General features: G+C 68.2%; 8 protein-coding genes and 2 tRNA genes. 2 read left to right on the top strand and 8 right to left on the bottom strand.

Annotated elements, in window-relative coordinates:
* Window positions 1–160: 160 nt before the first annotated feature.
* The 6 genes from ACVOK1_RS19220 to ACVOK1_RS19195 all read right to left on the bottom strand — a co-directional run bounded on the left by ACVOK1_RS19220 (window position 161) and on the right by ACVOK1_RS19195 (window position 4873).
* Complete coding sequence (locus tag ACVOK1_RS19220) at window positions 161–1366, bottom strand: MFS transporter (RefSeq protein ID WP_481562959.1); 1206 nt, start codon at window positions 1364–1366, stop codon at window positions 161–163.
* Window positions 1367–1556: 190 nt separating this feature from the next.
* Window positions 1557–1633: transfer RNA gene (locus tag ACVOK1_RS19215), tRNA-Pro, on the bottom strand.
* Window positions 1634–1774: 141 nt separating this feature from the next.
* Window positions 1775–1851 (bottom strand) — tRNA-Pro (locus ACVOK1_RS19210).
* 55 nt (window positions 1852–1906) lie between these two features.
* Entirely contained in the window at window positions 1907–2023 is a 117-nt protein-coding gene (cydX, locus tag ACVOK1_RS19205) for a cytochrome bd-I oxidase subunit CydX (protein WP_079222503.1), read from the bottom strand.
* 96 nt (window positions 2024–2119) lie between these two features.
* Entirely contained in the window at window positions 2120–3274 is a 1155-nt protein-coding gene (cydB, locus tag ACVOK1_RS19200; protein ID WP_481562958.1) for a cytochrome d ubiquinol oxidase subunit II, read from the bottom strand.
* Window positions 3275–3289: 15 nt separating this feature from the next.
* On the bottom strand, window positions 3290–4873 hold the full coding sequence (locus ACVOK1_RS19195; RefSeq protein WP_313054289.1) for a cytochrome ubiquinol oxidase subunit I: 1584 nt from the start codon (window positions 4871–4873) through the stop codon (window positions 3290–3292).
* A 223-nt stretch (window positions 4874–5096) separates the two neighbouring features.
* On the opposite strand from ACVOK1_RS19195, the gene cydD reads away from it, so the two are divergent.
* Window positions 5097–6845: a thiol reductant ABC exporter subunit CydD gene (gene cydD, locus ACVOK1_RS19190; RefSeq protein ID WP_481562957.1), complete on the top strand. Its 1749-nt coding sequence runs from the start codon at window positions 5097–5099 to the stop codon at window positions 6843–6845.
* Complete coding sequence (gene cydC, locus ACVOK1_RS19185) at window positions 6842–8515, top strand: thiol reductant ABC exporter subunit CydC (RefSeq protein WP_481562956.1); 1674 nt, start codon at window positions 6842–6844, stop codon at window positions 8513–8515. Before cydD ends, cydC begins: the two co-directional genes overlap by 4 nt.
* 165 nt (window positions 8516–8680) lie before the next feature.
* Here the strand turns inward: cydC and ACVOK1_RS19180 are convergent, their stop codons facing one another.
* Both ACVOK1_RS19180 and metX read right to left on the bottom strand, forming a co-directional pair.
* A complete protein-coding gene (locus tag ACVOK1_RS19180; RefSeq protein ID WP_164075634.1) occupies window positions 8681–9025 on the bottom strand; it encodes a DUF1294 domain-containing protein in 345 nt (114 codons plus the stop codon).
* Complete coding sequence (gene metX / locus ACVOK1_RS19175) at window positions 9026–10138, bottom strand: homoserine O-acetyltransferase MetX (RefSeq protein ID WP_164075635.1); 1113 nt, start codon at window positions 10136–10138, stop codon at window positions 9026–9028.
* Window positions 10139–10284 lie beyond the last annotated feature (146 nt).

Here is a 10284-nt window from a genome sequence, read left to right as displayed (position 1 = left end):
CACGCCCCCCTTTGGTGGTTCTGCGGGGGTCTCCCTCAACCCCCACCCGCCCCCGCCTAGCCACCACAACCCCCCTGCCGTTTTTTTTTTTGTGGTTGCCGGCCCGCGGCCGGCACTACCGCACGTGCAGGGCGCAGCCCTGCCACAGCACCCCAACCCCTTACCAGAGGTCTTCCAGCTTCCGCGGCTTGCACGCCACCCACGACGCACCCAGCATCAGCGCCGCGCAGCCAAACAGGAACCCGAACGGCAACGTCCAGCCCTCGCTCACCGTATGCAGCCAGCCCACCAGGAACGGCCCCAGGCAGCTGAAGCTGTAGCCCACGCCCTGCATGAAGCCGGACAACGCCGCCGACCCGGTCGGGGTGCGCGTGCGCAGGTTGATCAGCGTCAGTGCCAGCGGGAACGTCGACGGGCCCACGCCCAGCAGCGCCGCCCACAGCAGCGGCGCCTTCAGCGGTGCCAGCAGCAGGCCGGTGAAGGCGATGACGAAGGCGAAGAAACCGATCAGCACCAGCGGGAACGGGTTCGGCAGGCGCACCGCCAGCGAGGGAATGACCAGCGACGGCAGCAGGCCCAGCGCCGAGAACACCGCCACCATCACCCCACCGAACGCCGGCGTGGCACCGGCCTCGACCACGATGCGCGGCAGCCAGGTGAACATCGAATAGGTCATCAGCGAGGTCATGCCGAACATCAGCGTCATGCTCCAGCCCAGCGACGTGCGCCAGACCCTGCCGTGCGGCTGCGCGGTCGGATCACTGCCGTCCTGCACCGGCTTCGGCGCGCGGCGGGCCAGCATCAGCCAGGGCAGGGCGGCGGCCAGCGCCAGCAGTGCCCACATGCCCAGCGACACGCGCCAGCCCGCGGCATTGGCCACCGGCACCGCCAGCAGCGCCGGGGTCATCGTGCCCAGCTGCAGCACGCTGATGTACAGCGTGCTCATCGTGCCGACCTTGTTGGCGAAGTAGCGCTTCACCAGCGGCGGCACCACCACATTGCCGATGCCCATGCCGGCCAGCGCGATCACCGAGCCCAGCAGCAGCGTGCCGACGTTGCCGGCGCTGGAGCGCAGCAGCAGGCCGGCCATGGCCAGGGTCATCGCCAGCAGCGTGGTGCGCTCCAGGCCCAGGCGCCGGGCCACGGCCGGGGTCGCCACGCCGAACAGCGCGAACGAGGCGGTGGGCAGCATGCCGAGCACGCCGGTCATGGTGGTGCCGAAGCCGAACTGCTGGCCGAGCACGTCCAGCAGCGGAGTGATGGAGGTGACCGCGGTACGCAGGTTCACCGCCGCCAGCAGGATGGCGGCGAACGCCAGCAGGCGGCCGTGCAGCAGCGAGGGTGAGGGCGAAGTCGGGGACATCATGCGGCGGGTCCTTGCAGGTGGCGCACGCGGCGTCTTGGGCGTGCAGCGCCGGCACCGGGCCAGGCCGGTGCAGGGGTGGGGAAAAGGGTGCCCATTGTACGGGGCCGGGCCGGGCGGGATGCCGCCAAGCGAATGGCACAAAAAAACCCGGAGGACTGTCGTCTTCCAGGCTTCTTGGTGACCACTGAAGTGGTCGGGGAGACAGGATTCGAACCTGCGACCTCTACGTCCCGAACGTAGCGCTCTACCAGACTGAGCTACACCCCGAAGGGAGCCGCCTATTCTATCCATTCACCCCGATGGCGGCAAGGGGTAAATGGTGTTTCTTCACACTGCCGAAGCAATGGAATCCTTCAGGGAACAAAAAAGCCTGGAAGACTTCACCAGGCTTCAATGCGACCACCGAAGTGGTCGGGGAGACAGGATTCGAACCTGCGACCTCTACGTCCCGAACGTAGCGCTCTACCAGACTGAGCTACACCCCGAAGGAGCCGCCTAAGATACCGTGTGAAGGCCAAGGCGGCAAGGTTTTTTTACAGCTCAGCGACTGTTTTCTTTCTCGAGGCGGTTCCGCTCGCGCGATTCGAACCACATGCCGTTGAGGATGGCCACGGTGGAGGCCAGGCCAGTGCCAAGGATCCAGGCGAAATACCACATGCTCGTATCTCCTTCATTCGGGGTAGGTGCCGACCGTGGGTCGGCACCTGTTGCTCGTGGTGGGTGCCGACCGTTGGTCGGCACGGATGCAATCCATCAATACGCGTTCGGGTTGTCGCCCATTTCTTCAACCGTCGTCTTGCCCTTCAGCACGCGGTACACCCAGGTGGTGTAGGCGAGGATGATCGGCAGGAAGATGGCCGTGGCCAGCAGCATGATCCACAGCGTCAGGTGGCTGGACGAGCTGTCCCAGACGGTGAGGCTGGAGGTGGGCTGGCTGGAGGACGGCAGCAGGAAGGGGAAGATGGCGAAGCCGACGGTGAGGATGATGCCGGCGATGGACGCACCCGAGGCGATGAAGGCCAGGCCGCCGCGGCGTGCACGCAGCAGCACCGCACTGGCCAGCGCACCCAGCAGGCCCAGCACCGGGAACACGATCGTGGCCGGCATGCTGCTGTAGTTGCGCAGCCAGCCACCGGCAGCCGTGCCGATCGCCGCCGTCTTCAGCAGCGGATTGGTCGGGCCGTCGGTCACCACCTGCGAGGTGATCTGGTAACCGGGCAGGCCGAAGGCCACCCAGAGGCCAGCCACCGCGAACAGCAGGAAGCTGATCAGCGCGGCGATGCTGCCGTAGCGTGCGGCACGTTCGGCCACCGGGCCGTCGGTCTTGATGACCAGCATGGCTGCACCGTGCGAGACCAGCATGGCCACGCTGACCAGGCCGGCGATGAGCGCGAACGGCGTGAGCAGGCCGAAGAACGAACCGGTGTAGGTCACGCGCAGCGTGTCATCGAAGTGGAACGGCACGCCCAGCAGCACGTTGCCCACCGCCACGCCGGCAATCAGGCCCGGCAGCAGGCCACCGACGAACAACGCGCGGTCCCAGTTGTCGCGCCAGCGCCTGGACGGCATCTTGCTGCGGTACTTGAAGCCGACCGGCCGCAGGATCAGGCCGAACAGCATCGCGAACACCGCCAGGTAGAAGCCGGAGAAGCTGACCGCATACAGCGGCGGCCAGGCGGCGAAGATCGCGCCACCACCGAGCACCAGCCAGACCTGGTTGCCTTCCCAGACCGGGCCGACGGTGTTGATCACCAGCCGGCGTTCCTCATCGGTTTTCGCAACGAACGGCAGCAGGGTGCCGACGCCGAGATCGAAACCGTCCATCACCGCCCAGCCGATCAGCAGGATGCCGAGCAGCAGCCACCAGATCACGCGGAGCGTGGTGTAATCAAGTGCAATGAATTCCATCTGGATTCTCCTGCCTCAGGCCTGTCCGGCAGCGGCTGCAGTGGGGGAAACAGGGCGGATGTCGGCCTGCAGCGTCGGCAGGATGTCATCCGGGCCGGTGCGGATCGCCTTCAGCATCAGCTTGATCTCGATGACCAGCAGCACCGTGTAGAGCGCGGTGAACACCGCCAGCGTCGTCAGGATTTCATGCAGGGCCAAGCCCGACGCGGCGTAGAAAGTGGGCAGCACGCCATCCACCGCCCACGGCTGGCGGCCGTACTCGGCCACGAACCAGCCGCACTCGATCGCGATCCACGGCGCCGGCAGGCTCCACACGGCGAGCCTCAGGAACCAGCGCTTGTCCTGGAAGTTGTTGCGGCAGGAGTAGTAGAACGCCAGGGCGAAGAACGCGATCAGGTAGAAACCCAGGCCCGCCATGATGCGGAAGGTCCAGAACAGCGGTGCCACGCGCGGCACGGTATCCATCGCGGCCTTGGAGATTTCCTCCGGGGTGGCGTTGAGGATGTCCTCGCGGTAACGCTTCAGCAGCAGGCCGTGGCCCAGGTCCTGCCAGTGGCGGTCGAACATCTCCCGCGCCTGCAGGTCGGTCTTGTCCTTCTTGATGCGTTCCAGTGCGCCATAGGCGAGCTGGCCACCGCGGATGCGGTGCTCGGCGCGGTCCACCAGCTCCAGGATGCCGGGAATCGGTTGGTCCAGCGAACGGGTGGCGATCAGGCCCATCAGGTACGGGATCTTGATCGCGTAGTCGTTCTGGTGCGTGGTCTGGTTGGGAATGCCGAAGGCGGTGAAGTCGGCCGGCGCACGCTCGGTTTCCCACATCGCTTCGATCGCGGCCAGCTTCATCTTCTGGTGCTCGCTGGCGGCGTAACCGCTCTCGTCACCCAGCACCACCACCGACAGCGAGGACAGCAGGCCGAACGCCGCGGCCACCGCGAACGAGCGACGGGCCATGTCCTTGTGCTTGTTGCGCAGCAGGTACAGGGCGCTGATCGACATCACGAAGATGGCACCGGTCACGTAGCCGGCGCTGACGGTGTGCACGAACTTGGCCTGCGCCACCGGGTTCAGCAGCACCGCGGCGAAGTCCACCACTTCCATGCGCATCGTGTCCGGGTTGAACACCGCACCGGTCGGGTTCTGCATCCAGCCGTTGGCGATCAGGATCCACACCGCCGACAGATTGGTGCCCAGCGCCATCAGCCAAGTGACGGTGAGGTGCTTGACGGGGGTCAGGCGCTTCCAGCCGAAGAAGAACAGGCCGATGAAGGTCGCTTCGAGGAAGAAGGCCATCAGGCCTTCGATGGCCAGCGGCGCACCGAAGATATCGCCCACGTAGTGGCTGTAGTACGACCAGTTCATGCCGAACTGGAATTCCATCACCAGGCCGGTGGCCACGCCGATGGCGAAGTTGATGCCGAACAGCGTGCCCCAGAACAGGGTCATCTGCCGCCAGACCTGTCTGCGGGTCATGACGTACACGCTCTCCATGATGGCCACCATGAAGGACAGGCCGAGCGTGAGCGGTACGAATAGGAAGTGGTACATCGCGGTCAGAGCGAATTGCAGCCGCGACAGTTCTACGACTGTCTGATCAATCATGGCCTGGCTACCTCGTGGATAGTGCCGTTGCGGGTGGCGGGAAGGGTGGTCTACGGGTGAATGATGTGACCGACTACTTCAAACAGCCTTGATCCAGATCAATGTATGAATGGGAACCCAAGGGGATCGTATGCCTTTCCGGTGACCACTGCGACCGACCGCCGCAGGGGCCCGCTGTTGCCTGCGCCTACAATGACGAGCATCCCCGTTGCCTGTGAAGACCTTGAGCGCTGCCGAACCGACCGCCGCCGAGCCCCGTACCGCTGAAGAAGAATCGACCCTGCAGCGGCGTGCCCGCACCGCCTGGCTGGCCGGCCTGGCCCATGCCGCGCGCGGTCGCCAGCGGCTGGCGGCCCTGTGCATCAGCCTGTCCGGCGCCCTGCTGATCGGCCAGGCTGCCGCGATCGCCTGGCTGGTGCAGACGGTGCTGGTGGAGCGCGCGCCGCTGGCCAGCGGCCTGCCGGTGCTGGCGGCGCTGGCGGTCATCCTGGTGCTGCGCACGCTGCTGGGCAGCGCCACCCAGGCCGCCGCCGGTGACGTCGCCGATGCGGCCCGGCTGGCCCTGCGTGAACGCGTATTCGCGCGCCTGCTCGGCCACGGCCCGCTGTGGCTGCGCCAGCGCCGCACCGGCGAACTGGGCGAGCTGATGCTGCACCACGGAGATGCCATTGAAAGCTATTACAGCGGTTTCCTGCCGGTGCGCACCGAAGTGGTGGTGGTGCCGCTTCTGATCCTGGCCGCGGTGGCCTGGGTCGACTGGGTGGTGGCGCTGATCCTGCTGTTCACCGCGCCGCTGGTGCCGTTTTTCATGATGCTGGTGGGCTGGGGCGCCGAGGCCGCCGGTCGCGCGCAGCTGGGTGAACTGGCACGCATGAGCGGCCACTTCGCCGACCGCATCAAGGGCCTGGGCCTGCTGCGCCTGTATGGGCGGGGCGAGGCCGAACTGGCCGGCATCGAAGCGGCTGCCGAAGGCGTGCGCGTGCGCACGATGAAGGTGCTGCGCATCGCCTTCCTGTCCTCCACCGTGCTGGAATTCTTCGCCTCGGTGAGCGTGGCGATGGTCGCCCTGTACCTCGGCCTGAGCTACCTGGGGCTGATGTCCCTGCATGCGACGGTGCCGACGCTGGGTGCGGGTCTGTTCTGCCTGCTGCTGGCGCCGGAGTTCTACGCACCGCTGCGACGGCTGGCCGCGCATTACCATGACCGCGCCAATGCACTGGCCGCCGCTGCCGAAGTCGAGCGCCTGCTGCTGTCGCTGCCCGAGGAGCCAGCGGTGGCCGAGGTGCCGCCGGCACCGCTGGCGGTGGAGCCGGCCGAGGCCGCGTTGCCGCCGCTGCAGGCGCAGGGCCTGGTGCTGCGTCCGCTCGGTGCTCCGCACGATGTGCTGCAGGGTGTGGACCTGCGGCTGGAGCCCGGCCAGCGTCTGGCCCTGGTCGGCCCCAGCGGCTCGGGCAAGAGCACGCTGCTGGAAGCGCTGGCCGGCTGGTTGCCGCCGCGTGCCGGCCGGGTGCTGCAACGCGCCGGCGTGCAGGTGGCCTACGCCAGCCAGCGCCCCTATCTGTTCCATGGTTCGATTGCCGACAATCTGCGGCTGGCCGACCCCGGTGCCAGCGATGCACGCCTGCGCGCGGTGGCCGAGGCGGCGCAGGTGCTGCAGTTCGCCCGGCGCCTGCCGGAGGGGCTGGACACGCTGATCGGCGAGCGCGGCTTCGGCCTGTCCGGTGGCGAGGCGCGGCGCATCGGCCTGGCCCGCCTGCTGCTGCGTGACCCACAGGTGCTGCTGCTGGATGAGCCCACCGCCTTCCTCGATGCCGAGACCGAAGCGGCGCTGTTGAGCAGCCTGGCCGCATACGCGCGTGGCCGCAGCGTGGTGGTGGCCACCCACAGCCCAGCGGTGATCGCCTGGGCCGACCGCTGCCTGTTGTTGCCTGAAGGGCGCCTGGTCGATCCGGCACAGGCGGTGCGCGCATGAGCCGCTCGACCGATTCGCTGCATGCGGTGTTCCTGCGCCACCGTTCGCGCCTGCTGCTGACGGTGTTGCTGCTGTGGATCACGATGCTGGCCGGCACCGCGCTGCTGGGCCTGTCCGGTGGCTTCCTCACCGCCGCCGCGCTGGCCGGTGCGGCAGGGCTGGCGCAGGGCTTCAATTTCTTCTCGCCCTCGGCCGGCATCCGCGGCCTGACCATGGCGCGCATCGTTTCGCGCTATTTCGAGAAGCTTGTCGGCCACGATGCCACCCTGCGCATCGCCCGCGACCTGCGCGTGTGGTTTTTCCGCCGCGCGCTGCCGCTGGCTCCGGCGCGGTTGGGTGCCACGCGCACCGGCGACCTGCTGGCGCGCCTGCTGGGCGACATCGGCGAGGTCGACGGCCTGCTGGTGCGCGCCATCGGGCCGCTGGTGGCGCTGGGCGCGTTGTCGCTGGTGGCGGTGGCTTCGGCTGCCCTGATCCTGCCCTCGGCCGCCGTGCTGCTGGCCGTGCTGGCGCTGCTGATCGGCTTCGGCGTGCCGTGGCTGGGCGTGCGCGGGCATGACGACGAAGAGGCCGACCGTGCCGCACATCGCGCCGCACTGCGTACTGCTGCATTCGAAGGCCTGGAGGGTGCGGGTGACCTGGCCGCGCTGCATGCCGATGCCGCGTGGCAGTTGAAGGTGCGGGTGGCAGCCAAGCAGCTGGCCTCGCGCGACCGGCGTCGACGCTGGCGGCTGATCGCCGCCTCGACCCTGCACGGCCTGGTGGCCGGTCTGGGTCTGGTGGCGATGCTGGCGCTGGCCCTGCAGGCCGCCGAGCAGCAGCGCATTCCCGCGGAAATGGCCGCCGGCCTGGTGTTCCTGACCGTGGCGATGATCGAGTTGTGGGCGGGGATGGGCCTGGCCTGGCAGTCGCTGCAGTCCGGCCGCATCGCCGCGGACCGCCTGCAGTCCATCGTCGAGCAGACGCCGACGGTGGAGGACCCGGCAGCATCGCAGTCGGTGCCCAGTGCTGCGGCCGTACAGTGGGAAAACGTGCATTTCCGTTGGCCGGGCGCGGCGCGACCGGTACTGGCGGGCCTGCAGCTGAGCCTGGCACCGGGTGAGCGCTTCGCCATCCGCGGCGACAGCGGCAGTGGCAAGACCACGCTGTCGAGCCTGCTGCTGCGCCTGTGGGATCCGCAGCAGGGGCGGGTGAGCTACGGCGGTCGCGACCTGCGCGAGTTCGCCCAGGAAGACTGGCACCGGCAGCTGGCGTGGCTGCCGCAGAACGCGCCGGTGTTCGCCGGCACGGTGGCCGAGAACCTGCGGCTGGGTGATCCGGACGCCAGCGATGACGCGCTGTGGGCAGTGCTGCGCCGCGTGCGCCTGGGTGAGTGGGCCGAGCGCAATGGCGGCCTGCAGACCTGGGTGGGCGAGAACGGCGCGACGATGTCGGCCGGCCAGGCAAGGCGGTTGGCCTTGGCGCGCGCGCTGCTGCGCAATGCACCGATCCTGTTGCTGGACGAACCGACCGAAGGGTTGGACGTGGATACCGCGCATGCGCTGCTGCAGGATCTGGCTGGGTTGCTGGAGGGGCGCAGTCTGTTGATGATCACCCACGACGACCTGCCCGAAGGCGTGGTCGATGCGCAGTACCGTTTGCGTGACGGTGTGCTGGAGCGGGAAGCGTAATCGCCGCGGATTTACGTGTTCCGTCCGCCCGAGGTAGCGCCGGGCCATGCCCGGCGGCCGTTTGTGTGATCGCCGTGGTAGTGCCGGCCGCTGGCCGGCAATCGCGCATCCGCGTCGAACGTCATGAGGTTGCCGGCCAGCGGCCGGCACTACCCGTTCAAGCGCTTACCGCGAAAACTCGCGCAGCATCACTGCGATCGACGCCACGTTGGCCAGCACGCACAGCCAGAACACCCACTGGAATTCCGCCTTGCGGTGCTTGTGCCGGAACATCGCCTGGCCCAGCAGCGCGCCCGGCCAGCCACCGGCAAAAGCCAGCAGCTGCAGCGTGCGCTCGGGAATGCGCCACTGCTTGCGCTGTGCCGCGCGCTTGTCATGCCCGTACAGGCCGAACGACAGCACACTGGCCAGCAGGCACCAGCCACCCAGCCACAGCGGCAGCACGCCGCTGACCGTCAGCGCGATGAGCGCGCCGAACGCGGCCAGCGCCAGGTTGCGCCGCCACGCCACTTACAGCGCGTCGAGGAAACCGCGCACGGCCGGGCCGAAGCGATCGAAATCGACGAGGAACGCGTCGTGGCCCTGCGGTGAGTCAAGGCCGATGAACTGTGCATCGGCACCGCCGGCACGCAGGCCGTCGGCGACCTGTTGCTGCTGCTGCACCGGGAACAGGATGTCGGTGTTGGCGCCGATGGCCAGCGCCTTTTCAACACGGATCTTCGCCAGCCCGGCCAGTACGTCACCGTCGGCGTACTCGGCCAGGTCGAACCAGTCCATCGAACGGCTCAGGTACAGGTAGCAGTTCGGATCGAAGAAGCGCACGAAGCGCCGAGCATGGCCTTCGAGATAGCTTTCGACCTGGAACTCCAGGCCGAACGGGTCATCGTCGGTCTGGTCCGAATCCAGTCGCACGCGACCGAAGCGGCCATCCCATTCCAGCGCGGAACGGTAGGTGATCACGCCCAGCTTGCGGGCCATGCGCATGCCCGATTCCGGATAGTCGGTTTCGGTGTAGCGTCCGCCGTCCCACTTGGGGTCGAGGCGGATCGCTTCGCGCTGCAGCGAGCGGATGGCGATGGAGAACGGCAATGCCTGCGCGCTGCCGGAGATGTTGATGTGGCTGCGGGCGATGCCCGGCTGCAGCATCAGCACCGCCAGCGCGGTCATGCCGCCCATCGAATTGCCGACCACGCAGGCCAGCTGTTCGATGCCCAGCGCATGCACGACCTCGATGGCCGCGCGCGCGCCGTCTTCCACCGACAGTTCCGGGAAGTCGAGGCGATAGAGCTCGCCGGTTGCCGGGTTCAGCGATGCCGGGCCAGTGGAGCCCTTGCAGCTGCCCAGCGAATTGACGCAGACCACGAACCAGCGGTCGGTGTCGATCGGCTTGCCGGCGCCGACCATCGCTTCCCACCAGCCCGGGGCCGGGTTTTCTGCGTTGGCGGCGGCATGTGCGTCCGGCGACAGGCCGGTGACGATCAGGATCGCGTTGCGGCCGTCGGCGGCCAGCGTGCCCCAGGTCTCGTAGGCCACGCGTGCTCCGTGCAGGGCGCCACCGCGCTTGAACGGGAACGGCGAGGGCAGGGCATGGAAGCGGGTGCCGGGCGGAATGAATTCGGTCATGCGGGCATTCTAGCGGGGCAGACAGCGGTAGTGGCCGCCCGCGCGCCGCCCCCGCCCAGGGGGGCGCGCCACCACACACCCCCCCAGACCAAGTGGCAACCGGGGAAGGTTCGGGGGGCTCGCCCCGCCCCACGCCCCCGCGCGCC

It is taken from the genome of Stenotrophomonas sp. STEN087 (assembly GCF_056759115.1).
The sequence above is the reverse complement of the archived record's forward strand: the minus strand, read 5'-3'. Positions and strand labels throughout refer to the sequence as shown.

Excerpts from the sequence above, each read along its gene's own strand:
- cydX (WP_079222503.1), bottom strand. The coding sequence starts at position 2,023 with ATGTGGTATTTCGCCTGGATCCTTGGCACTGGCCTGGCCTCCACCGTG.
- metX (WP_164075635.1), bottom strand. The coding sequence starts at position 10,138 with ATGACCGAATTCATTCCGCCCGGCACCCGCTTCCATGCCCTGCCCTCG.
- ACVOK1_RS19220 (WP_481562959.1), bottom strand. The coding sequence starts at position 1,366 with ATGATGTCCCCGACTTCGCCCTCACCCTCGCTGCTGCACGGCCGCCTG.
- cydC (WP_481562956.1), top strand. The coding sequence starts at position 6,842 with ATGAGCCGCTCGACCGATTCGCTGCATGCGGTGTTCCTGCGCCACCGT.
- ACVOK1_RS19195 (WP_313054289.1), bottom strand. The coding sequence starts at position 4,873 with ATGATTGATCAGACAGTCGTAGAACTGTCGCGGCTGCAATTCGCTCTG.
- cydB (WP_481562958.1), bottom strand. The coding sequence starts at position 3,274 with ATGGAATTCATTGCACTTGATTACACCACGCTCCGCGTGATCTGGTGG.